Genomic DNA, 23241 nt, shown 5'->3' on the forward strand with positions numbered 1-23241 from the left:
ACACATCGACGGCGACCTGGCGGACTACCTCCGCGGCTACATGTTCCGGCTGGCCGAAGGCCGGTCGGTGCAGCCGGGGGAGAGCCTGCCGGAGCCCGTCGGTCCGCGGTCGGACGTTACGCGTCCAGGCCGATCGCGAACGCCGCTTCCAAGTCGTGCTGGGAGTACGTGCGGAACGCCACGTGGGTGTCCGTCGCCTCCACGCCCGGGATCTTGCTGATGCGGCCCGGGATGATGTCCGCCAGGTTCTCGTGGCGGGCCACGCGGACCAGCGCGATCAGGTCGTACGTCCCCGTCACGGAGTAGACCTCGCTGACGTTGTCCAGCGCGGCGATCGACTCGGCGATCTCGGGGATGCGGTCCACGCTGGTCTTGATGAGCACGATCGCGGTGATCACGGCTGGCTGTCTCCCTCGGTGGCCGTCGCTGGTCTCCTCACTCTAGTCGTACGCCGATACCGCACCCACGCGTAGACGAAGCCGAGCGAGAAGCCCACCACGTGGGCCAGGTACGCCACCCCCGGGCCGCTCCCGGCGCGGTGCGCCGCCAGCCACTGGAGGCCGAACCAGAACAGCAGGACGATCCAGGCCGGGAAGCGCAGCGGCAGGAAGAGGAGGAACGGGAACAGGCTCGTCACCCTCGCCCGGGGGAACAGACACAGGAAGGCGCCGAGGACCGCCGAGATCGCACCCGACGCGCCGACCAGGGTCTGGGCCGAGGAGGCGTTGGCCGCCGCGTACGCCGCCAGGGCGAGGTAACCCGTACAGACGTAGAAGGACAGGAATTCCGGTCGGCCCATCCGCTCCTGCGTCATCACGCCGAAGACGTAGAGGAAGAGCATGTTGCCGAGCAGGTGCAGCCAGCTGCCGTGCACGAACAATGCGGTGAGCGGGGTCAGCAGCGCCCGCCCCGACCCGGTGAACAGCTCGTCCGGGACCACCCCCCAGCGCCGGAAGTAGGCGGTACCCGCCTCCAGTAACCGCTCGCCCGTCCCGTACGAGGGGTTCAGCCCCGAGGCCGGGCCCAGCAGGAACACCACGCAGCAGCCGGCGATCAGCGCGTGGACGACCACCGGGCCCCGGACGGCATCCCGGACGCCCTCCCGGAGGGCCCGCCACCTTACGATCATGCGATCGAGCATGACCCAAGCGGACCCACCCGGAGCACCGGCAGGCCGTAGGGTTACGTGCTGCGGTCCGCCGATTGACGCAGACGGCGGCTTTAATTGAATCAGTTACGAAGAAGGAGAGAGCGGCCTGATGACGGTTCCCCTGCCGACCGACACCACCCGGTGGCGCTGCACGCTGTGCGGCAACCTCACGCGTTTCGACGTCACTCGTTCGTCGAAGGTCGTGGAGTACGTCCACCTGGATCTTGCCGGGGAGCCCAAGGTCGAGGAGCGCGAGGTGGTCAATGAGACCATCGAGTCGGTCCGCTGCCGGTGGTGCAACGCGGTGGATCAGATCGAGCTCGTGGACAGGCCGGGCACGGACTCCTGACGGAGCCGGGCCCACAGGTAGATCACGGTAGGGGTGACGGATTGTGGAGCCAGCAAGCGGCGCTGAGCCGGCCGACGCGGCCGGCGACGCCGCGGAGGTGCTCGACCGCCCGCTGCCGGAAGGCGTGCGGCGCCGGGTCGTCGCGCTCGTCTCGGACGCCTTCGGCGGACTGACGATCGCGGACCTCCCGGCGCAGCTGCGCCAGTACGCCCGGTTCACCCCGACCCGGCGCGCCAAGTTCGCGGGCAACGCCATGGCCGCGGCCGTGGAGACGGACGCCGTCTTCCGGGGCCGCGTCGCCGAGAAGCTGCGCGAGGCGCAGGCCGAGCTGGCCGGTGCGCTGGAGTCCGGTGCGCCGCCGGCCGCCGCGGACCCGCTGGACGTGGCGGCCGCCGCGTACGTGCTGCGGCCGGTCGGCTGGGTGAAGCTGGTGGCCTCCGCAGGCGAGGAGGCGCAGCGCGCCGACGCCGAGCGCGTCGGCGAGGAGACCCGGCGCGAAATGGAGCGGCTGCGCGAGGAACTGGCCCAGGCACGGGACCTGCAGCGTGCAGGCGGCGAGCAGGTGCGGGCCGAGCTGGACGCGGCGCGCAAGGAAGCGGAATCGCTTCAGCGCAAGCTGCGCAGCGCCCAGAGCGATGTGAAGCGCGGCGAGGCGGCCCTGCGCAAGGTCACCGCCGAGATCGACGGGATCCGGGGTGAGGCGGCCGCGCACGTGGCGGCCGCCGAGAGCGAGACCCGGCGGCTCAAGTCCCGCCTCGCGGAGGTCGAGGCGGCGCTGGAGACCTCCCGCCGGGCCACCCGTGAGGGCCGCAGCGTCGAGGACATGCGGCTGCGGCTGCTGCTGGACACCGTGCTGGACGCGGCGCAGGGGCTGCGCCGGGAGCTGGCGCTGCCGCCGGTGTCGACGCGGCCGGCCGACACCGTGGACGCGGTGGAGCCGGGCCGGATGACCCCGAAGGACATCGCGGCGCGGGCCCTGTCGGAGACCGATCCGGCGCTGCTGGACCAGTTGTTGGCGCTGCCCCAGGCCCATCTGGTGGTCGACGGCTACAACGTGACGAAGACCGGCTATCCGACGATGCCGCTGGAGAAGCAGCGGCTGCGGCTGCTGGGCGGGCTGTCCATGCTGGCCGCGCAGACCGGCGCGGAGATGACCTGTGTCTTCGACGGCGCGGAACTGGCGGCCCCGGTGCTGCTCGCGCCGCCGCGCGGGGTACGGGTGCTGTTCTCCAAGCCCGGTGTCACGGCGGACGAGCTGATCCGCCAGCTGGTGCGCGCGGAGCCCCCCGGCCGGCCGGTGGTCGTGGTCTCCACGGACCGCGAGGTGGCCGACGGCGTGGCGAAGGCCGGAGCCCGGCCCGTAACGTCCGCTTTGTTGCTGAAGCGGCTTTCGCGCGTTTCGTAACTCCTCGACGGAATGCCCGATTTGGCCTGGCCAAGAGAGAACGTACCGTCAACTGCCCTGCACAGAGCGTGGGCTGTAGGTAAAGAACCTGGTCGGCAAGCGATTTTTTTCTCGACAGGATTTGAACTGATCACAGCGGGGTCACTAGGGTCTGTTCAAACCTTCGTGCGGTAGATCACTCATTCGGAGTGACGGCGGGGGTGTCGCCGAGTTGCGTTCCTTCGGCGGCTCTAGGAAGAAGGAGCTCGCCTTCGTGGCGTCCCACCGTCGACCCAAGCAGCCGACCCGCACTCGTGTGACCGTGCTCACCGCCACGGCCGCCGCGGCCGTCGCACTCTCCGCACACGGCGCCTCCGCCGCTCCGGCCCAGCCGAGCAAGGACGAGGTCAAGGCCAAGGTCGACGCCCTCTACGAAGAGGCGGAGCAGGCCACCGAGAAGTTCAACGGGGCCAAGGAGCGCCAGGAGAAGCTCGAGAAGGAGATAGGCCAGCTCCAGGACCAGGTCGCCCGCGGCCAGGACGAGCTCAACCAGCTGCGCACGACGCTGGGTTCGATGGCCAGCGCCCAGTACCGCACCGGCGGCATGGACCAGTCCGTCGCCCTCTTCCTCTCCGGCGACCCCGAGACCTACCTCGACAAGGCCTCCACCCTGGAGCAGTTGAGCGGCAAGCAGGTCGAAGCCGTCCAGAAGATCCAGGCCAAGCAGCGCGCGCTCGCGCAGCAGCGCCAGGAGGCCTCCGGCAAGCTCGCGGACCTCGACGCCACCCGCAAGGAACTCGGCGAGAAGAAGAAGGCCTCGCAGGACAAGCTCGCCGAGGCCCAGGCCCTCCTCAACACCCTGACCGCGCAGGAGCGCGCGGCCCTCAAGGACGAGGACACCCGCGCCAGCCGCAGCGACAGCGACCGCGCCGACCTCGGCAACGTCAAGGCCTCGGGCCGCGCCGGCGCCGCCCTCGCAGCCGCCAAGACCAAGCTGGGCAGCGCGTACGTCTCCGGCGCGACCGGCCCGAGCGCCTTCGACTGCTCGGGTCTGACCCAGTGGGCCTACAAGCAGGCCGGCGTCAGCATCACGCGCACCACCTACACCCAGGCCAACGACGGCACGCGCATCGGCAAGAGCCAGCTCCAGCCCGGCGACCTGGTGCTCTTCTACTCGGACCTGCACCACGTCGGTCTGTACGCGGGCAACGGCATGGTCCTGCACGCCTCCAACCCGCGCGGCGGCGTCAAGTACGAGTCCATCAACAACATGCCCTTCCAGTTCGGCGTCCGCATCGGCTGACGCCCGCTCACGGGACGCGCCGTGCACCGCCCATCCGGGCGAATTCCGCGGGCCCGCTGTGACCGCACGCCCCGCCGGTGACCTGCGTCTCCGGCGGGGCGTCGCTGTGTGTGGCCTCCGGCGGTCGTTGGCCGGTGTGTGGCCGCGCGGCTACTGTCTGCCAGCGCGGAACCCGGCACACGGCCGTCCACGGGGGACGGACCCGGTCCCGCGCAGCGGAAGGGAGCGGTTCCTCGTGGCGTCCCATCGCCGGCCCGGGCTCGGCAGTCTCGACCGGAACACCAAGGTCACCGTCCTCACCGCCGCCGTGGCCACCGCCGCGGCAGCCATGGCGGGGGCGGCGAATGCGGCCCCCGCGCAGCCGCAGGAGCCTCCGGCCGGCGCCCGCGCCCAGGTCGACCGGCTCTACGAGGAGGCCGAACAGGCCACCGAGCGCTACAACAAGGCGGGCGAGCGGGCCGACCGGCTGCGCACCGACATCGACCGGGCCCAGGACGCACTGGCCCGCGGCCAGGACCGCATCAACACCATGCGCGGTGTCCTCGGCACCTTCGCCGGAGCCCAGTACCGCTCCGGCGGCATCGACCCCGCCGTCGAGCTGATGCTCTCCGAGGACCCGGACGAGTACCTCGACAAGGCCTCCCAGCTGAACCGGCTGACGGACCGGCAGACCTGGCAGCTCGACGAACTGCGCAAGGAACAGCGCCGGCTGGGCCAGCAGCGCCACGAGGCCTCGCTCAAGCTCGCCGAACTCGACGCCGTACGCGCCGACGTGGCCCGTCAGAAGCGCGCCGTCACCGCCAAGCTCGCCGCGGCCCGCCGTCTCCTGGACGCCATGCCCTCGCAGGAGCGGGCCGACTTCGAGCGGGCTTCGCGCGCGGGCGGGCGCCCCGAGGGGCTGCCCGAGCCGAACTCGCTCGGCCCCTCGTCGGGGCGCGCCGCGACCGCCGTGATGGCGGCCCGGTCCGCGGTCGGCCGCCCCTACATCTGGGGCTCCACCGGGCCCTCCGGGTTCGACTGCTCCGGGCTGATGGTGTGGTCGTACCGGCAGGCGGGCGTCGCGCTGCCGCGCACCTCGCAGGCCCAGCGGTACGCCGGCCGCCAGGTCCCGCTGTCGCAGGCGCAGCCCGGCGACCTGGTCACGTACCGCTCGGACGCCAGCCACGTCGGCATGTACGTCGGGAACGGGCAGGTCGTGCACGCCCCGTACCCGGGGGCCCGGGTGCGGTACGACCCGGTCGGGATGATGCCGGTGTCCTCGGTGACCCGTCCCTGACCCGCCCCTGACGCAGGCCGTGCGTACGATCGTCGGATGTCCCCGGTCCGTCGGCTCCTCGTACGCGCACTGCCCCTCCTGCTGAGCGCGCTGCTCGCGGGGTGCGGGGCGCCCGCGGTACGGGACGCCGCCGAGCAGGACGTCCGGGAGGCCGTCGCCGCCTGGTCGCGGACGCCGCCCGCGCAGCTCGCCGGGATCCCGCTGGAGGGATGGGCGTACGAGGTCTCCGCGGTCCGGCGGGACGGCGCGCAGGCCACCGCCCGGGCGGAACTGCACTACCGGCTCACCGGCTACGACCTCGCCCCGGCCGGTTCGGCGCGCGAGGTGCGGCTGAGCCGGGACGACGGCGGACGGTGGCGGGTGACCGGGGACCGGGCCGCGCCGGGCGCCCCGCCGCAGCTGTGGGACCAGGGCCCGGTGGAGGTGGTCCGGGGCGCGCACGCGCTGGTGCTCGGCGTCGGCCAGTCCGCGCAGACCCTGTCCGCGATCGGGGCGGAGGCGGACCGGGCGGTGCCCGCGGCGAGCGCCGCCTGGCCCGGGCCGTGGGCGGGCCGGGTGGTCGTGCTGGTGCCCGGCTCCCTGGAGCGGATGGCGCAGCTGCTGGGGCGGCCGGCCGCCGAGTACCGGGGCATGGGAGCCGTCACGACGGGCCGGGCGGGCGCCGCCGCGGCTCCCGCCGACCGGGTCGTTGTCAACCCGGAGGGCTGGGCGGAGCTCAGCGCGGCGGGCCGCGGGGTCGTCCTGACCCACGAGGTCACCCACGTGGCCACCCGCGCCGCGACCACCGCCAAGACCCCGCTGTGGCTCTCGGAGGGCTTCGCGGACTGGGCGGCGTACCGCGGCGGCACCACCACCCCGCAGCAGGCCGCGCCGGCCCTGACCCGGGCGGTCCGCCGCGGCGAGCTGCCGGCCGCACTCCCCGCCGACGAGGCGTTCGCCTTCGGCGCCGACCCGGAGGCACTGGCCCGCGCGTACGAGGGCGCATGGCTGGCCTGCCGCCTGATCGCCGCCAAATGGGGCGACGACGCACTGGTCCGCCTCTACGAACGGGCGGGCCGCAAGCCCCTGGCGACGGCCCTGGAGGAAACGATCGGCGGCGATCCGCCCGGCCTGACGCTGGCCTGGCAGGCGAGCCTCCGCCAGGACTTGGGCGGGGCGTAGCCCGGCCCGCGGCTGGCGCGGGGCCGCGCGGAGCCGTCCGGTACTGTCGGCTGGCGATGTACAAGACGCTGATCGTGACCAATGACTTCCCGCCGCGGCCCGGCGGCATCCAGGCCTTCCTGCACAACATGGCGCTGCGGCTGGATCCCGACCGGATCGTCGTCTACGCCTCCACCTGGAAGCACGGGGCCGAAGGCCGCGAGGCCACCGCGGCCTTCGACGCCGAGCAGCCGTTCCAGGTCGTGCGCGACCGTACGACGATGCTGCTGCCGACCCCGCGGGTGACCCGGCGGGCGGTCGGGCTGCTGCGCGAGCACGGCTGCGAGTCGGTGTGGTTCGGGGCGGCGGCCCCGCTGGGGCTGATGGGCCCGGCGCTGCGCCGCGCCGGGGCGAAGCGGATCGTGGCCACCACCCACGGGCACGAGGCGGGCTGGGCGCAGCTCCCGGCGGCGCGGCAGCTGCTGCGCCGGATCGGCGAGGGCACGGACACGCTGACGTACCTGGGCGAGTACACGCGCTCGCGGATCGCCTCGGCGCTGACGGACCGGGCGGCGGAGCGGATGGTGCAACTCCCGCCGGGGGTGGACGAGAAGACCTTCCACCCCGGGTCGGGCGGCGACGAGATCCGGGCCCGGCTGGGGCTGTCGGACCGGCCCGTGGTGGTCTGCGTCTCGCGGCTGGTCCCCCGCAAGGGGCAGGACACCCTGATCGAGGCGATGCCGCGGATCCTGGCCGCGGTTCCGGACGCCGTGCTGCTGGTGGTCGGCGGGGGCCCGTACGAGGCGGACCTGCGGGCGCTGGCCGTCTCGACCGGGGTCGCGGACTCGGTGGTCTTCACGGGCGCGGTCCCGTGGGCCGAGCTGCCCGCCCACTACGGCGCCGGGGACGTCTTCGCGATGCCGTGCCGGACCCGGCGGGGCGGACTGGACGTGGAGGGGCTCGGCATCGTCTACCTCGAGGCCTCGGCGACGGGCCTGCCCGTGGTCGCGGGCGACTCGGGCGGGGCGCCGGACGCGGTGCTGGAGGGTGAGACGGGCTGGGTGGTCCGGGGCGGTGTCCCCGAGGACGCGGCGGACCGCGTGATCGCGCTGCTGCAGGACCCGGAGCTGCGCCGCCGCATGGGCGAGCGGGGCCGCGCCTGGGTCGAGGAGAAGTGGCGCTGGGACCTCCTGGCCGACCGCCTGCGCGAGCTGCTCTGACGCACCCGGCCCGCGATTACGCCGACCAGGGCGCGTCGGGGCCCCGGCCGTGCATGTCCCACCGGACACGGAAGGCATGTCTGCGGACGTGCACGACGGTTGCGCGGCGGCGAGGAGTGGTGAGGACGATGGACGACGTGCTGCGCGGCACCGTGGCCCTGGTGACCGGGGCTTCGAGCGGGATCGGCAGGGCGGCCGCCCTGGCGCTCGCCGGGCGGGGGGCCACCGTCGCGCTCACCGCGCGGCGCGGGGACCGGCTCACGGAGCTGGCCGCCCAGATCGAGGCCGGCGGCGGCTCGGCCCTGGTGCTGCCCGCCGACATCGCCGACGAGGCCGAGGCCGCGCGCGTGGTGGAGCGTACGGTCAACGAGCTCGGGCGGCTGGACACCCTGGTGAACAACGCGGGCCTGATGATCCTCGGGTACGCCACCGAGTCGGCCACCGCCGACTGGAAGCGGATGGTGGACATCAACCTCACCGGCCTGATGCACATCACCCACGCGGCCGTGCCGCACCTCGTGAACGCCGCGGCGGACGGCCGCAGGCAGGTCTGCGACATCGTCAACGTCTCCTCCGTGGCGGGCCGCCAGGCCGCGGCCACGGCCACCGTGTACTGCGCCACGAAGTTCGGCGTGGTCGCGTTCAGCGAGGCGCTGCGCCAGGAGCTGGCGCGGCAGCACGTACGGGTCTCCCTCGTCGAGCCCGGCGCGGTGGACACCGAGTTGCGCGGGCACAATTCCCCCGAGATGCAGGAGGCGCTGGGGCGGATGTTCGGGGGCATCGAACGGCTGGAAGCGCAGGACATCGCGGACGCGATCGTCTACATCGTCACGCGGCCTCGGCGGGTCGCGGTGGCGGAGATGCTCGTCCGCCCCACCGAGCAGGTCTGATGCCGCTTCCGGCCCGCCCCGGACCGGGCGCGGTGATCCTCCGCCACATCTGACTGTTCCTCAGAAGTCTGTCAACACCGCCTCTGGGTGGACGGCCGGATTCCGCCCATGATGCGGCCATGACACCTCAGCTGACGCGCCGTCATTTCCTGGGTATCGGCGCCCTCCAGACCGCCGCCGCCCTCGGCTTCACCCGCATAGGCCTGCAATCGGCCGCGGCCGCCGAGCCCGCCGCCGCGCAGTACGCCCCCGCCATCGTCGTGGGCTCCGGCTACGGCTCGGCCGTCGCCGCCCTGCGGCTCGGGCAGGCCGGTGTACGCACCGTCGTCCTCGAGATGGGCCGGCTCTGGAACACCCCCGGCCCGGACGGCAAGGTCTTCCCCTCCACCTCCGCCCCCGACCAGCGGTCCATGTGGTTCCGCAACCGTACCGAGGCCCCGCTCGCCCAGTTCCTCTGGCTCGACGTCGTCAACCGCGACATCAGCCCCTACCCCGGCGTCCTCGACCGCGTGAACCACGGCGACATGTCCGTGTACGTCGGCCGCGGCGTCGGCGGCGGATCCCTCGTCAACGGCGGGATGGCCCCGACGCCCCGGCGCTCGTACTTCTCCGAGGTGCTGCCCCGGGTCGACGCCGACGAGATGTACGGCACGTACTACCCGCGCGCCCGCGCCATGCTCGGGGTCAACGACATCGATCCGGGCTGGTTCGAGTCCACGGAGTGGTACCGGTTCGCCCGGATCTCCCGCAAGCACGCCCAGAACACCGGCCTGCGGACCACCTTCGTGCCCAACGTGTACGACTTCGGGTACATGCAGCGCGAGGCCGCCGGCACCGCCACCCGCTCCGCCCTCGCCGGCGAGGTCATCTACGGCAACAACCACGGCAAGAAGAGCGTCGACAAGACCTACCTCGCGGCCGCGATCGGCACCGGCAACGTCACCATCGAGACCATGCAACGCGTCGTCGGCGTACGCCAGGACCCGGCCGGCGGTTACGTACTCACCGTCCGGACCAGCGATCTGACGGGAAGGGTCACCCAGGTCAGGGAACTCGGCTGCAAGCAGCTCTTCCTCGGCGCCGGCAGCCTCGGCACCACCGAGATCCTGCTGCGCGCCCGCGAGCGGGGCACGCTGCCCGCGCTCAGCGAGAAGGTCGGGCTCGGCTGGGGCCACAACGGCAACATCATGACCGCCCGCGCCAACCACCTGTGGGACACCGTCGGCTGCAACCAGGCCACCATGCCCGCCCTGGGGATCGACGACTGGGACAACGCCGCCAACCCGGTGTTCGCGGAGATCGCCCCGCTGCCCATGGGCTTCGAGCACTGGATCTCGATGTACCTGGCGATCACCAAGAACCCCGAGCGCGGCCACTTCACGTACGACGCGGCCACCGACTCGGCGCGGCTCAACTGGCGCCGCGACCAGAACACCCCGTCGGTCCAGGCCGCGAAGAACCTCTTCGACCGCATCAACCGGGCCAATTTCACGATCTACCGGTACGACCTGTTCGGCGACAACAGGAACTTCGCCGACAACTTCACGTACCACCCGCTCGGCGGCTGCGTCCTCGGCGACGCGACCGACGACTACGGCCGCGCCAAGGGCTACCAGGGGCTGTACGTGGTCGACAGTTCCCTGATCCCGGGCTCGCTCGGGGTGAACCCGTTCGTCACCATCACCGCACTCGCCGAGCGGAACATGGCGCGGATCCTCGCGGAGGACCCGCGCTGATCAGCGGCCCCGTCCGCGGGGCCCCGGCCGCGGGCGGCATCAGCCGCGGTACAGGGCCTCGATCTCGTCCGCGAAGTCCTTCGCCACCACGTTCCGCTTCAGCTTCAGCGACGGCGTGATGTGACCCGACTCCTCCGTGAACTGGGAGGGCAGAATGCGGAATTTCCGCACCGATTCCGCCTTGGAAACCGCCGCGTTGCCGTCGTCCACGGCCTTCTGGACGGCGGCGATGAGGTCCGCGTCCTCGCGCAGCTCCGCCGCCGTGACGCCGGCCGGCTTGCCGTTCTCCGCCGCCCAGCGGCCGAGGAACTCCTCGTCGATCGTCACCAGCGCGGCCACGAACGGCCTCGCGTCGCCGACCACCATGCACTCCGCGACCAGCGCGTGCGCGCGGATCCGGTCCTCGATCACCGCGGGCGCCACGTTCTTGCCGCCCGCCGTGACGATGAGCTCCTTCTTGCGCCCGGTGATCGTGAGGTAGCCGTCCTCGTCGAGGGTGCCGACGTCGCCGGTGTGGAACCAGCCGTCGGCCAGCGCCTCCGCCGTCGCCGCCTCGTTCTTCCAGTACCCGCTGAAGATCTGCTCGCCGTGCAGCAGCACCTCGCCGTCGTCCGCGATGCGCACCACGGAACCCGGCATGGGCTGGCCGACCGTACCGATCTTCTGCTTGTCCCACGGGTTGAAGGTGGTGGCCGCGCAGGACTCCGTCAGGCCGTAGCCCTCCAGAACGGTGAAGCCGATGCCGCGGAAGAAGTGCCCGAGCCGCTCGCCCAGCGGGGCGCCGCCGGAGATCGCGTACTCGCCGCGGCCGCCGAGGACGGCGTGGAGCTTGCTGTAGACCAGCTTCGTGAAGACCTTGTGCTTCAGCTTCAGGCCGAAGGACGGGCCGCGCGGGGTGTCCAGCGCCCGGCTGTACGCGATCGCCGTGTCGGCCGCCGCGTCGAAGATCTTGCCCTTGCCCTCGGCCTGGGCCTTGGCGCGCGCAGAGTTGTAGACCTTCTCGAAGACGCGCGGGACGCCGAGGATGAGCGTGGGCCGGAAGGACTGCAGCTCGTCGGTGAGGTTCTTGATGTCCGGTACGCAGCCCAGCCGGATCGGCGCCAGCACGGCGGCCACCTCGACCAGGCGCCCGAAGACGTGCGCGGCGGGCAGGAACAGGAGCACCGAGCACTCGCCGGTCTTGAACAGCGGGCTCAGGCGCTCCACCGCGTTGCCGCACTCCGCGAAGAAGTTGCGGTGGGTCAGCACACAGCCCTTGGGACGGCCGGTGGTGCCCGAGGTGTAGACGATGGTGGCCGGGTCGTCGGCGTTCGCCAGCGAGCTGCGCCGGTCGACCTCTTCGTCCGTCACGTCCGTGCCGGCGGCCTGCAGCGCCGCCAGCGCGCCCTGCTCGATCTCCCAGACCTCGCGCAGGTCCGGCAGCCGGTCGCGCAGCGAGGCCACGGCCGCGCTGTGCCCCGGGCTCTCCACGACCGCGGCGACCGCGCCGGAGTCGCCGAGGATCCACTGGATCTGCTCGGGCGAGCTGGTCTCGTACACGGGGACGGTGACGCCGCCCGCGCTCCAGATGGCGAAGTCGAAGAGCACCCACTCGTAGCGGGTGCGGGAGATCAGCGCGACACGGTCGCCCGGCTGGATACCGGCCGCGATCAGGCCCTTGGCCGCTGCACGCACCTCGGCGAGGAACTCGGTCGCGGACACGTCCTGCCACTGGCCGTCGACCTTGCGGGCCATGACGGCGGTGTCGGGATGCTGCGCGGCATTGCGGCGGATGAGATCCGTCAGGTTCCCGTCCGACGGGACCTCGTACAGGGCCGGAAGGCTGAACTCGCGCAAGACTGCTGCTCCTCTGGGCGCCATCGCCACCATGTGGACCGACCGGACGTTACCCACCGGTAGTGGGTTCCGGATAGAGGGAACCGGCCAGATGTTCCGTGCGTCACAGCCGCGGCCGTGCCAGGCCGACACTAGTCGACGCCGTTGAGGACTCGGAAGTAACCGCAGGTAGGCCGCCTGACCCACCCCCTCTACCCGCGGCCTGCGGGTCCCCCTAGGGTGGGGCGCATGGGTGGCAGGAAAAGCAGCACGCGGGTCCATGTCGTCAGCGACGTCCACGGCAACGCCGAAGGGCTCGCCCGCGCCGGCGACGGCGCCGACGCCCTGATCTGCCTCGGCGACCTCGTGCTCTTCCTCGACTACGCCGACCACTCGCGCGGCATCTTCCCCGACCTGTTCGGCGTCGAGAACGCCGACCGGATCGTCGAGCTGCGCACCGCGCGCCGCTTCGACGAGGCCCGCGACTTCGGGCGACGGCTGTGGGCCGGGCTCGACCGGGAACAGCTGATCGAGGGCGCGGTGCGCCGCCAGTACGCCGAGATGTTCGCCGCGTTCCCGCAGCCCACGTACGCCACGTACGGCAATGTCGACATCCCGGGTCTGTGGTCCGAGTACGCCGGCCCCGGCACGACCGTCCTCGACGGGCAGCGGGTGGAGATCGGCGGCCGCGTCTTCGGCTTCGTCGGCGGCGGACTGCCCTCCCCGATGCGCACCCCGTACGAGGTGGACGAGGAGGAGTACGCCGCCAAGGTCGAGGCGCTCGGCGAGGTGGACGTGCTCTGCTCGCACATCCCGCCGGAGGTTCCCGAGCTCTGCTACGACACGGTCGCGCGCCGGTTCGAACGCGGCAGCGAGGCCCTGCTCGCGGCGATCCGGCGGACCCGCCCGCGGTACGCGCTGTTCGGGCACGTGCACCAGCCGCTGGCCCGGCGCATGCGGATCGGCGGCACGGAATGCGTGAACGTCGGGCATTTCGCCGCCACCGGAAGGCCGTGGGCCCTGGAGTGGTGAACCCGCGGGGCCCGCAGGGGTGGTCGTGGGCCCCTGGGCGCAGAGCCCCGGGCCCTGGAGTGGTGACCTCCGCACGCACGGTAGCCTGCACGCGGCGGCCGTAGGCCGCACACTTCCTCGAACAATCCCTGGAGGGGCGACCGCCATGGCCGAACACACCAGCTCGAGCATCACGATCGAGGCGGCGCCGGCCGACGTGATGGCCGTGATCGCCGACTTCGCCCGCTACCCCGAGTGGACCGGCGAGGTGAAGGAGGCCGAGGTGCTGGCCACCGACGCCGACGGCCGCGCCGAGAAGGTCCGGCTGCTGCTGGACGCGGGCGCGATCAAGGACGACCACACCCTCGCCTACACCTGGAAGGGTACGGACGAGGTCAGCTGGACCCTGGACAAGTCGCAGATGCTGCGCCAGCTCGACGGCTCGTACCGGCTCGCCCCGCTGGAAGGCGGCAAGCGCACCGAGGTCACCTACCAGCTGACCGTGGACGTCAAGATCCCGATGCTCGGCATGATCAAGCGCAAGGCCGAGAAGGTCATCATCGACCGTGCCCTGGCCGGCCTGAAGAAGCGCGTCGAATCGGCCTGATCGATCCAGCCCCGGGCCCGGCCCGGCTTCCGCTTGCGCACCGTAGGAGCACCTGCAGCATGCACACTCTGCTCATCACCGGCCCCGGAGGGGCAGGGCGGACCACGGTGGCCGCCGCCACCGCCCTCGCCGCCGCCAGGAACGGTGCGCGGGTGCTGCTGCTCTCCGGTGACCCCGGGAACCCCCTGTCCGCACTGCTCGGGGAGCCGACGGGGGACCCCGTCGAAGCCGCGCCCGGGCTGACGGCGGTACCCGCCGCCGGGGTCCTCACGGCCCGCGTGGACTCCGGCGAGGAGTTCCGCCAGGAGCTCGTCGCCCTCCAGGAGCGCGGATCCGCCCTGCTCGGCATGGTCGGGGCCCGCCCGCTCGGGGCCGAGGAGCTCACCGAGCTGCCCGGCGCCGAGCAGTTCGCCCTGCTGCGCGCGCTGCGCCGGGCCGCCGCCGCACCCGGCACCGACCTCGTCGTCGTCGACATGCCCCCGCTGCACCAGGCCGTGGCCGCCCTCGCCCTCCCCGCCCAGCTGCGCCGCTACCTGGCCCGGCTGCTCCCGGCCGAGCGGCAGGCGGCCCGCGCCCTGCGGCCCGTACTGGCCCAGCTGGCCGGCGTACCGATGCCCGCGCAGTGGCTGTACGAGGCCGCCGCGCGCTGGGACGAGGAGCTGGCCGCCGTCCAGGCCGTCGTGGAGGCCGGCACCACTTCGCTGCGGCTGGTCGCCGAGCCGGGACCGGGCGCCGACGCCGCACTGCGGACCGGGCTGCTCGGCCTCGCCCTCGAGCAGCTGCCGGTCGCCGGGATCGTCGCCAACCGGATGGTGCCGCAGGGCTCGCCCGACCCCTGGCTGGCCGGGCTCGCCGTCCAGCAGGAGAAGTACGCCGCCCAGTGGGCCGGGGACACCCCCGTGCTGCCGCTGGGACACCTCGGGCGGGACCCCCAGGGGCCGGAGGACCTGGCACGGCTCACCGGGGCGGAGGGGCTCGTTCCGGGCGCCTCGGGGGAAGCCGGGGGCACGGCCCGGGACACGGCCCGGAACCGCCGGACCTGGGTGGTCGAGGACCGCCTCGCCGACGACGGGGTACTCGTCTGGGTGGTGCCGCTGCCCGGCGCCCACAAGCGCGACCTCGACCTGGTCCGGCGCGGCGACGAGCTGCTGCTCGCGGCCGGCCCGTACCGCAGGATCGTTCCGCTGCCCTCGGCGCTGCGCCGTTGCACGGTCTCCGGCGCCGCCCTCGCCGACGGGGAGCTCCGCATCCGCTTCACGCCGGACCCGGGGCTCTGGCCCCGCAGGCCCTGAACCGCGTACCCCCGTTCGGGTAACGTCGGAAGTAGTACGTACCGCACGCCCAGCAGCTGCCGCAGGAGAGTCCGCCATGAGCGAGGCCACCGACCGTCCCACCGACGACGACGCCTGGGCCAAGGCCTGCGCCGAGGACCTCGCCGCGGAGCAGGAGCGCCGCCGGGCCCGGCAGGGCGGCACCGACGCCGGCACCGGGACCGCCGCAGAAGAGCTCTTCAAGCTGTTCGAAGCCGTCGCCGACAAGGTCTCCGGGCTGAACAACCCGCTGCTCGGCGCCGCCGCCCAAGGCGCCGTACGCCAGTTCGTCAACCAGGCGAAGGCCGCCGCCAAGCCCGTCGTCGAGCGCAACCCCGAGGTCTTCGACCACCTCGCGGCCGCCGGCTCCGAGCTGCTCGCCGCGTACCGCTCGGCCGTCGAGGGCCACGAGCGCCGCTGGACCCGGGACGAGCCCGCGGCGGGCGCGGGCCCGGACGGCCCCTCCGGCGAGCGCCCCTCGGGCGACCGCCCTTCCGGAGACCGTTCCGATCCCCGTGACGGGGGCGGGAGCGGTCCGACGCAGCGGATCGATCTCGACTGAGACCCTCAGGGGGCGTCCGGCGGATCATGACCGGGCCCGGGGGGTCTGGCACCGTGCCTCGCCGCGTTGTCGTCGGTCGCCAATGCTCCGCAGTGGCTCTCTCCTCCGCCTTGCGATCCACGGCACCAGACCCCCCGGGCTTTCCGGCCCTGATCCGCCGGATGCCCCCTCGCCCTCGGGTACCGTTGGCCGTGGCGGGGTTTGACCGGAAACCGAGGGACTAATGGGACTCACCATCGGCGTCGACATCGGCGGCACGAAGATCGCGGCCGGCGTGGTCGACGAAGAGGGCACCATTCTTGAGACGTACAAGGTGCCCACCCCGCCGACCGCGGACGGAGTGACGGACGCTATCTGCGCCGCAGTGTCCGAAGTCAGCAGCAGCCACACCATCGAGGCCGTCGGCATCGGCGCCGCCGGCTACGTGGACGACAAGCGCGCGACCGTGCTCTTCGCGCCGAACATCAACTGGCGGCACGAGCCGCTCAAGGACAAGGTCGAGCAGCGCATCGGCCTGCCGGTCGTCGTCGAGAACGACGCGAACTGCGCCGCCTGGGGCGAGTACCGCTTCGGCGCCGGCCAGGGCCACGAAGACGTCATCTGCATCACGCTCGGCACGGGCCTGGGCGGCGGCATCATCATCGGCAACAAACTGCGCCGCGGGCGCTTCGGCGTGGCCGCCGAGTTCGGGCACATCCGGGTGGTTCCGGACGGTCTGCTGTGCGGGTGCGGGAGCCAGGGCTGCTGGGAGCAGTACGCCTCCGGGCGCGCGCTCGTCCGGTACGCGAAGCAGCGCGCCAAGGCCACCCCCGAGAACGCGGCGATCCTGCTCTCGCTCGGTGACGGCACCGCCGACGGCATCGAGGGCAAGCACATCAGCGAGGCCGCGCGGGCCGGTGACCTGGTGGCCATCGACGCCTTCCGCGAGCTGGCCCGCTGGGCGGGTGCCGGGCTGGCGGACCTGGCGTCCCTCTTCGACCCGTCGGCGTTCATCGTCGGCGGCGGGGTCTCGGACGAGGGCGACCTCGTCCTCGACCCGATCCGCAAGTCGTTCAAGCGCTGGCTGGTCGGCGGCGCGTGGCGCCCGCACGCGCAGGTGCTGGCCGCGCAGCTGGGCGGCAAGGCCGGGCTCGTCGGCGCGGCGGACCTGGCCCGCCAGGGCTGACGGCTCCTGTTGTCCGAACTGCCCGCCGCGCCCTCTGTGGCACGGCGGGCAGTCTGGCTATGTTGCCGTCCATGCTGCCGAACTCTGTGACGGAACCCGACGGTTCCGCGGTGATCCGAGCCCTCAGCTACAACATCCGCTCGATGCGGGACGACGAGGAGGCGCTGGCCCGGGTGATCCGCGCCTGCGCCCCCGACCTCGTCTTCATCCAGGAGGCGCCGCGGTTCTTCCGCTGGCGCAAGCACGCGGCGCGGCTGGCCGCGAAGACGGACCTGGTGGTGCTCAGCGGCGGCGCCACGGCTGCGGGCCCGCTCCTGCTGTGTTCCCTACGGGCCTTCGTGGAGCGGACGGAGGACGTACTCCTCCCCCTCACCCCGGGCCTGCACCGGCGGGGTTTCGCCACGGCGGTGGTCCGGTTCGGGGCCGCGCGGGTCGGGGTCGTCAGCGCGCACCTGTCCCTGGACCGGGCGGAGCGGGCCGCGCAGGCGGGGCTGCTGGCGCAGCGCGCCGCGTCGCTGGAGGCGCCGCACGCGATCGTGGCGGCCGACGTGAACGAAGCCCCCGGCGGGCCCGCCTTCGGGCGCCTCACCGAGAGCCTGCGGGACTGCTGGACGGTGTCCCCGTGGGGCGGCGAGCGCACCTTCCCGGCGGCGGCTCCGGACCGGCGCATCGACGCCGTCTTCGCCTCGCCGGGGGTGGAGGTCCTGGCCTGCGGAGTGCCCGACGGGCTGCCCGGGGTGACCCCCCGGGACCTCCACGCCGCCACGGACCACCTCCCGGTCCTGGCCGCCCTCCGCCTCCCGGCCGGGAGGTCCGGCCCCGCCGGCGTGTGAGGCGCGGGGTCCGGGCCGTGGCCTACACCACCGCGCCGCGGCCCGGGTCGTCGTCCTCGTCGTCACCCTGCGACATCCGGGCCACCAGCGTGGCGAAGCCGCCGAGGAAGCCGCCGATGCCCAGCGTCGTGAGCCACCAGGTCATGTCCCACTGCAGCAGCACGGCCACCAGCAGCAGCACCGGCCCGCCCACCACCGCCAGCCACGCGAACTTCGCCGTCGTGTCCGCGGGCGGGAGCTCCGGCTCCGGGGGGACGAAGTGGCCCTCGTCCTTCTCGTCCGGTTCCGCCGGCGTGTGGTCCCGGGGCCCGGTCCCGGGACCGGTGCCGCTCAGGCCCACGCCCACGCCCGGGGCGAACACCACCGAGCTGCCCAGCGCCGGAGGAGCCGGGGGCTCCTTGTCCGCAGGGGGCTGCTTGTCCGCCGGAGGCTGTGTTTCCGCCGGAGGCTTGTCCGCCGGAGGTTTCGGCGCCGGCTCCACGTCCTCCTCCGGCAGCATCAGGTTCTCGATGGGCCGGAACGGCCTCGACCCCGGCGGGTCCGGCGGCTCCTGCCCGTACCCGGCGACGATCGCCGCCCAGGCCGCCTCCTCGTCCAGCGGGGGGACACCCCCCGGGGACTCCTCGTGCTCAGCCACCGCTGGCCGCCCCCTCCCTGCCGACGCTCTCCGCGAGCCGTCCGACGAACGCAAAACTGTCCGCGAAGATCTGCTCCGCGTCGTAGTCCAACGTCGCGACGTGGTAGCTCTGTTCCAGCAGGGTCTCGGTGACGTCCGTCGACGAGATCCGCGCGAGGATCCGCGCCGAGTCGGCGGGCGGTACGACGTGGTCCTGCGGGCTGTGCAGCAGCAGCACCGGCTGCGTCACCTGCGGCAGCTCGGTGTCCAGCATCTGCAGGAACTTCCGCAGCGAGTGCGCGGCCCGGGTCGGGACCCGGTCGTACCCGACCTCGTCCGAGCCCGGCTTCGCGATGTCGCTCGCGATGCCCGGGGTCGAGCGGATGAAGTGCTTGGCCACCGGGAGGGCGACGGCCAGCGGGTCGTGCACCTTGTTGGCCGGGTTGACGAGCACGAGCCCGCTGATCGCGTTCCCGTGCTTCGCCGCGAGCCGCAGGCTCAGCGCCCCGCCCATGGACAGGCCGAAGACGAACACCTGCGTGCACCGGTCCAGCAGCTCCCGCAGGGCGCGGTCGACCTCCGCGTACCAGTCCTGCCAGCCCGTGAGCTGCATGTCCTGCCACCGCGTCCCGTGCCCGGGCAGCAGCGGCAGCGACACCGTCAGGCCCTGCCCGGCGAGATACTCGGCCCACGGGCGCAGCGACTGCGGGGAACCGGTGAAGCCGTGGCAGAGGAGGACACCGACCTCTCCGCCCTCGTGGCGGAACGGCTCAGCTCCAGGGAGGACGGGCACCAGGGTCTCCTTCGACGGGCGGGGGGTGCGTAGCGCTGTGTGACTTCACCGTACGCGACGGGGGTGACACCGACCAGGGTCGTCGACCGCTCACGCCCGAGCCAGGGGATATGGTCTGTTCGACAGACACAGGAAGGCTTTCGAGTTGATCTACGGCGCAATGAAGTTCTCCATCGGGGGTTCCCTGAAGCTCGCCTTCAGGCCGTGGGTGGAGGGCCTCGAGAACATTCCCGCCGAGGGGCCGGCGATCCTCGCGAGCAACCACCTGTCGTTCTCCGACTCCTTCTTCCTGCCGGCCGTACTGGACCGGAAGGTCACCTTCATCGCGAAGGCGGAGTACTTCACCTCCCCGGGCGTCAAGGGCAAGCTGACGGCCGCCTTCTTCAAGGGCGTCGGCCAGCTCCCGGTGGACCGCTCCGGTGCGCGCGGTGCCGGCGAGGCCGCGATCAAGAGCGGCATCGAGGTCATCGAGCGCGGGGAGCTGTTCGGTATCTACCCCGAGGGCACGCGTTCACCCGACGGCCGCCTCTACCGCGGCAAGCCCGGCGGTCTGGCCCGGGTGGCCCTCGCCACCGGCGCCCCGGTGATCCCCGTGGCGATGATCGACACGGAGAAGATCCAGCCGCCCGGCAAGGTCGTCCCGAAGCTGATGCGCCCGGGCATCCGGATCGGCAAGCCGCTGGACTTCAGCCGCTACCAGGGCATGGACAGCGACCGCTTCATCCTGCGCTCGGTGACCGACGAGGTCATGTACGAGATCATGAAGCTGTCCGGCCAGGAGTACGTCGACATCTACGCGACGGCCGCCAAGCGCCAGATCGCCGACGCGGAGAAGGCCGAGAAGGCCGCCAGGGCCGCCGCCGAGAAGAACGCCGGCAAGAGCGCGGAGTAGCGGAGCGGCGGAGTAGCGGAGCAGGGCGGGCAGAACGGGCGTTACCGCCCGCACGGGGTGGGGGAGATGGCGAAACGCGAACGCGTCGTGCGCATGTCGGTCGAGCAGCCGCTGTGGCGGGCCCTGACCGCCTACCGGCTGATCACCATGGTCTACGCGGCCCTGCTGTTCGCCTCGGCGTACAAGGACTTCGACCGCCCCTGGGTCGCGGCCGGGTACCTCGCCGTGCTCGCCGTCTGGACCGTGGCCACCCACCGCAAGGTGGCGAACGCCGTCAGCTGCACCAAGCGGTTCCTCGGGGCCGACCTCACCGTCGCCCTCGTCGGGATCCTGCTCACCCCGGTCGCGGACACGTACGAGCGGATCGCCACCGGCGGCCCCACCCTCCCCAGCATCTGGACGGCGGGCTCGGTCCTCGCCTTCGCGATCAAGGGCGGCTGGCGCTGGGCGGGATTCGCCTCGACCTTCGTGGCCGTGGCCAACGTCCTGGTCCACGGCGGCAGTCCCACCCGCGACACCCTGCACAACGTGCTGCTGGTCTGGGTCGCCTCCATCGCCATCGGCTACGTCGTCGAGGTCGCCCGGGCCAGTGAGGCCACCCTCGCCCGCGCCCTGGAGATCGAGGCCGCCACCCGCGAACGCGAGCGCCTCGCCCGCGACATCCACGACGGGGTCCTCCAGGTCCTCGCCATGGTCCAGCGGCGCGGCACCGAGCTGGGCGGCGAGGCCGCCGAGCTCGGCCGGATGGCAGGGGAGCAGGAGGTGGCGCTGCGCACCCTGGTGACCAGCGGGCTGGTGCCCACCTCCCGGATCTGCCGCGACGAGTCGCTCGGCGCGCTGGTGGACACGTACGAGGTGGAGGAGCCCGGCGCCGACGAGGGCGAGCTGGATCTGCGGACCCTCCTCGCCCCGCACGCCGGATCCCGGGTCAGCTTCGCCGAGCCGGGCACACCGGTGCTGCTGCCGGTGCCCGCGGCGAAGGAGCTGGCCGCCGCGGTCGGCGCCGCCCTCGACAACGTGCGCAAGCACGCCGGGGACGGGGCCCGGGCCTGGATCCTGGTCGAGGACTGGGGCGACGAGGTGATCGTGACCGTCCGCGACGACGGCCCGGGCATCCCGGCGGGCCGGCTCGACCAGGCCGAGGGCGAGGGCCGGATGGGCGTGGCCCTGTCCATCCGCGGCCGGCTGCGGGACCTCGGCGGCAGCGCCGAGCTGGTGTCCGTCCCCGGGCAGGGCACCGAAGTGGAACTGAAAGTACCGAGGGGGAGAACCCAGTGAGCCAGACCGCCGAGCCGCAGCCGCAGCCGCACGAGATCAAGGTGATGGTCGTCGACGACCACCCGATGTGGCGGGACGCGGTCGCCCGCGACCTGGCCGCCGCAGGCTTCGAGGTGGTCGCCACGGCCGGCGACGGCCCCGAGGCGGTCCGCCGGGCCGTGCCCGCCGCCCCCCACGTCCTGGTCCTCGACCTCAACCTGCCGGGCATGCCCGGGGTGCAGGTCTGCAAGGAGCTCGTCGGCGCCAACCCCGCGCTGCGCGTCCTCGTCCTGTCCGCCAGCGGTGAGCACGCCGACGTCCTGGAGGCCGTGAAGTCCGGGGCCACCGGCTACCTGCTCAAGTCCGCGGGCGCCCAGGAACTGATCGACGCGGTCCGCCGCACCGCCGCCGGCGACCCGGTGTTCACCCCGGGCCTGGCAGGGCTGGTGCTCGGCGAGTACCGGCGCCTGGCCACCGACCCGGCGCCCGCCGCCCCCGACGAGCCGAAGGTCCCCCAACTGACCGACCGGGAGACCGAGGTGCTGCGGCTGGTGGCCAAGGGGCTCTCGTACAAGCAGATCGCGGAGCGCCTCGTCATCTCCCACCGCACGGTGCAGAACCACGTGCAGAACACCCTGGGCAAGCTCCAGCTGCACAACCGGGTGGAGCTCGTCCGGTACGCGATAGAGCGCGGCCTCGACGACGCGTGACGGGGACGCGCACGGTGTCGTACGTCGTACTTACGTCCTCGTACGAGTGAACGGGGGGACGCAACACCCCGTGATTCCACCGGAATTGACCCTTCCCAGGCCCTTGCTGTGACCTGAGTCACCACTAGCGTGACCGTCATGCGGGCCCAGCGGGCTCAGTGGGCCCTGTGGCGAAGGGAGATTCCAATGAAGGTCGGAGTGCTGACGGGCGGCGGCGACTGCCCCGGGCTCAACGCGGTCATCCGTGCCGTCGTCCGCAAGGGCGTCCAGGAGTACGGGTGCGAGTTCGTCGGCTTCAAGGACGGCTGGCGCGGTGCGGTCGAGGGGGACACCGTCCCGCTCGGCATCCCCGCCGTCCGCGGCATCCTGCCGCGCGGCGGCACCATCCTCGGCTCCTCGCGGACCAACCCGTTCAAGCAGGAGAACGGGGTCCGCCAGATCAAGGAGAACCTCGCGAAGTACGAGGTCGAGGCCCTCGTCGCGATCGGCGGCGAGGACACCCTGGGCGTGGCCGCCAAGCTGTACGGGGAATACGGCATTCCCTGCGTCGGCGTCCCGAAGACCATCGACAACGACCTGTCGGCCACGGACTACACCTTCGGCTTCGACACGGCGGTGGGCATCGCCACGGAGGCCATCGACCGGCTGCACACCACGGCCGAGTCGCACATGCGGGTGCTCGTCGTCGAGGTGATGGGCCGGCACGCCGGCTGGATCGCCCTGCACTCGGGGCTGGCGGGCGGCGCCAACGTCATCCTCATCCCCGAGCAGCGCTTCGACGTGGACCAGGTGTGCGCATGGGTGACCTCCCGGTTCAAGGCGAGCTACGCGCCGATCGTGGTGGTCGCGGAGGGGGCCATGCCCAAGGACGGGGAGATGGTGCTGAAGGACGCCACCACCGACTCGTTCGGGCACGTCCGGCTGTCGGGCGTGGGGGAGTGGCTGGCCAAGGAGATCGAGGCGCGGACGGGCAAGGAGGCCCGGACCACGGTGCTCGGCCACATCCAGCGCGGGGGCACGCCGAGCGCGTTCGACCGGTGGCTGGCGACGCGGTTCGGGCTGCACGCGATCGACGCCGTGCACGACGGTGACTTCGGGAAGATGGTCGCGCTGAAGGGGACGGACATCGTGCGGGTGCCGATCGCGGACGCGACGGCGAAGCTGAAGACCGTGGACCCGGCGCTGTACGAGGAGGTCGGGGTGTTCTTCGGCTGAGCCGGAG

23 protein-coding genes are annotated in these 23241 nt (G+C 72.7%); 18 read left to right on the plus strand and 5 right to left on the minus strand.

Going from position 1 to position 23241, the window contains the following annotated elements; genetic code table 11:
- Positions 1 to 116: 116 nt before the first annotated feature.
- Positions 117 to 398 (minus strand): Lrp/AsnC ligand binding domain-containing protein, encoded by a 282-nt coding sequence (locus tag AB5J51_RS28255; RefSeq protein ID WP_030291798.1) that lies wholly within the window; start codon positions 396 to 398, stop codon positions 117 to 119.
- On the minus strand, positions 395 to 1141 hold the full coding sequence (locus tag AB5J51_RS28260) for a rhomboid family intramembrane serine protease (RefSeq protein ID WP_053785157.1): 747 nt from the start codon (positions 1139 to 1141) through the stop codon (positions 395 to 397). Before AB5J51_RS28260 ends, AB5J51_RS28255 begins: the two co-directional genes overlap by 4 nt.
- Positions 1142 to 1259: 118 nt before the next feature.
- Between AB5J51_RS28260 and AB5J51_RS28265 the strand changes: the two genes are divergently transcribed.
- From AB5J51_RS28265 to AB5J51_RS28300, 8 genes are all read left to right on the plus strand, one after another.
- The gene (locus tag AB5J51_RS28265) at positions 1260 to 1499 is read left to right on the plus strand and encodes a hypothetical protein (protein ID WP_030291802.1); all 240 of its coding nucleotides are present in this window, start codon (positions 1260 to 1262) and stop codon (positions 1497 to 1499) included.
- Positions 1500 to 1539: 40 nt separating this feature from the next.
- Positions 1540 to 2904: an NYN domain-containing protein gene (locus AB5J51_RS28270; protein ID WP_136224569.1), complete on the plus strand. Its 1365-nt coding sequence runs from the start codon at positions 1540 to 1542 to the stop codon at positions 2902 to 2904.
- A 253-nt stretch (positions 2905 to 3157) separates the two neighbouring features.
- The gene (locus AB5J51_RS28275) at positions 3158 to 4186 is read left to right on the plus strand and encodes an NlpC/P60 family protein (protein WP_030291806.1); all 1029 of its coding nucleotides are present in this window, start codon (positions 3158 to 3160) and stop codon (positions 4184 to 4186) included.
- A 235-nt stretch (positions 4187 to 4421) separates the two neighbouring features.
- Positions 4422 to 5462 carry a C40 family peptidase gene (locus AB5J51_RS28280; RefSeq protein ID WP_240805333.1) on the plus strand — a complete coding sequence of 347 codons (1041 nt, stop codon included), beginning with the start codon at positions 4422 to 4424 and terminating at the stop codon, positions 5460 to 5462.
- A gap of 36 nt (positions 5463 to 5498) precedes the next feature.
- Positions 5499 to 6623, plus strand: coding sequence for a hypothetical protein (locus tag AB5J51_RS28285; protein ID WP_369778972.1), 1125 nt, complete (start codon positions 5499 to 5501; stop codon positions 6621 to 6623).
- Positions 6624 to 6679: 56 nt separating this feature from the next.
- Complete coding sequence (locus AB5J51_RS28290) at positions 6680 to 7822, plus strand: glycosyltransferase family 4 protein (RefSeq protein WP_053785161.1); 1143 nt, start codon at positions 6680 to 6682, stop codon at positions 7820 to 7822.
- Positions 7823 to 7950: 128 nt separating this feature from the next.
- Positions 7951 to 8712: an SDR family NAD(P)-dependent oxidoreductase gene (locus tag AB5J51_RS28295; RefSeq protein WP_369778973.1), complete on the plus strand. Its 762-nt coding sequence runs from the start codon at positions 7951 to 7953 to the stop codon at positions 8710 to 8712.
- A 119-nt stretch (positions 8713 to 8831) separates the two neighbouring features.
- Positions 8832 to 10448 carry a GMC oxidoreductase gene (locus tag AB5J51_RS28300; RefSeq protein ID WP_369778974.1) on the plus strand — a complete coding sequence of 539 codons (1617 nt, stop codon included), beginning with the start codon at positions 8832 to 8834 and terminating at the stop codon, positions 10446 to 10448.
- Positions 10449 to 10487: 39 nt separating this feature from the next.
- Here the strand turns inward: AB5J51_RS28300 and AB5J51_RS28305 are convergent, their stop codons facing one another.
- Positions 10488 to 12284: a long-chain fatty acid--CoA ligase gene (locus AB5J51_RS28305; protein ID WP_136224573.1), complete on the minus strand. Its 1797-nt coding sequence runs from the start codon at positions 12282 to 12284 to the stop codon at positions 10488 to 10490.
- A 228-nt stretch (positions 12285 to 12512) separates the two neighbouring features.
- Here AB5J51_RS28305 and AB5J51_RS28310 point away from each other — a divergent pair, with 228 nt between their 5' ends.
- From AB5J51_RS28310 to AB5J51_RS28335, 6 genes are all read left to right on the plus strand, one after another.
- Positions 12513 to 13295 carry a metallophosphoesterase gene (locus tag AB5J51_RS28310; RefSeq protein ID WP_136224574.1) on the plus strand — a complete coding sequence of 261 codons (783 nt, stop codon included), beginning with the start codon at positions 12513 to 12515 and terminating at the stop codon, positions 13293 to 13295.
- A gap of 145 nt (positions 13296 to 13440) precedes the next feature.
- On the plus strand, positions 13441 to 13881 hold the full coding sequence (locus tag AB5J51_RS28315) for an SRPBCC family protein (RefSeq protein ID WP_053785166.1): 441 nt from the start codon (positions 13441 to 13443) through the stop codon (positions 13879 to 13881).
- Positions 13882 to 13940: 59 nt separating this feature from the next.
- Positions 13941 to 15173 carry an ArsA family ATPase gene (locus AB5J51_RS28320; protein ID WP_369778975.1) on the plus strand — a complete coding sequence of 411 codons (1233 nt, stop codon included), beginning with the start codon at positions 13941 to 13943 and terminating at the stop codon, positions 15171 to 15173.
- Between the two features lie 76 nt (positions 15174 to 15249).
- Positions 15250 to 15753 carry a DUF5304 domain-containing protein gene (locus tag AB5J51_RS28325; protein WP_053785168.1) on the plus strand — a complete coding sequence of 168 codons (504 nt, stop codon included), beginning with the start codon at positions 15250 to 15252 and terminating at the stop codon, positions 15751 to 15753.
- A gap of 223 nt (positions 15754 to 15976) precedes the next feature.
- Positions 15977 to 16918 carry an ROK family glucokinase gene (locus tag AB5J51_RS28330; protein ID WP_053785169.1) on the plus strand — a complete coding sequence of 314 codons (942 nt, stop codon included), beginning with the start codon at positions 15977 to 15979 and terminating at the stop codon, positions 16916 to 16918.
- 71 nt (positions 16919 to 16989) lie between these two features.
- Positions 16990 to 17751, plus strand: coding sequence for an endonuclease/exonuclease/phosphatase family protein (locus AB5J51_RS28335; RefSeq protein ID WP_369778976.1), 762 nt, complete (start codon positions 16990 to 16992; stop codon positions 17749 to 17751).
- Positions 17752 to 17773: 22 nt separating this feature from the next.
- On the opposite strand, the gene AB5J51_RS28340 is transcribed toward AB5J51_RS28335, so the two are convergent.
- A complete protein-coding gene (locus AB5J51_RS28340) occupies positions 17774 to 18388 on the minus strand; it encodes a hypothetical protein (RefSeq protein WP_369778977.1) in 615 nt (204 codons plus the stop codon).
- Positions 18381 to 19160, minus strand: a complete 780-nt coding sequence (locus AB5J51_RS28345; protein WP_053785172.1) for a carboxylesterase — start codon at positions 19158 to 19160, stop codon at positions 18381 to 18383. Before AB5J51_RS28345 ends, AB5J51_RS28340 begins: the two co-directional genes overlap by 8 nt.
- Positions 19161 to 19320: 160 nt before the next feature.
- Between AB5J51_RS28345 and AB5J51_RS28350 the strand changes: the two genes are divergently transcribed.
- The 4 genes from AB5J51_RS28350 (at position 19321) to AB5J51_RS28365 (ending at position 23234) form a co-directional block, all read left to right on the plus strand.
- Positions 19321 to 20052, plus strand: a complete 732-nt coding sequence (locus tag AB5J51_RS28350) for a 1-acyl-sn-glycerol-3-phosphate acyltransferase (protein WP_053785173.1) — start codon at positions 19321 to 19323, stop codon at positions 20050 to 20052.
- Positions 20053 to 20118: 66 nt separating this feature from the next.
- The gene (macS, locus tag AB5J51_RS28355) at positions 20119 to 21330 is read left to right on the plus strand and encodes a MacS family sensor histidine kinase (protein ID WP_053785174.1); all 1212 of its coding nucleotides are present in this window, start codon (positions 20119 to 20121) and stop codon (positions 21328 to 21330) included.
- 44 nt (positions 21331 to 21374) lie between these two features.
- Positions 21375 to 22019 carry a response regulator transcription factor gene (locus AB5J51_RS28360; protein WP_053785215.1) on the plus strand — a complete coding sequence of 215 codons (645 nt, stop codon included), beginning with the start codon at positions 21375 to 21377 and terminating at the stop codon, positions 22017 to 22019.
- Positions 22020 to 22205: 186 nt separating this feature from the next.
- Positions 22206 to 23234, plus strand: a complete 1029-nt coding sequence (locus AB5J51_RS28365; protein ID WP_053785175.1) for a 6-phosphofructokinase — start codon at positions 22206 to 22208, stop codon at positions 23232 to 23234.
- Positions 23235 to 23241 lie beyond the last annotated feature (7 nt).

The organism is Streptomyces sp. R33 (assembly GCF_041200175.1).
GTDB classification, from domain to species: domain Bacteria; phylum Actinomycetota; class Actinomycetes; order Streptomycetales; family Streptomycetaceae; genus Streptomyces; species Streptomyces katrae_B.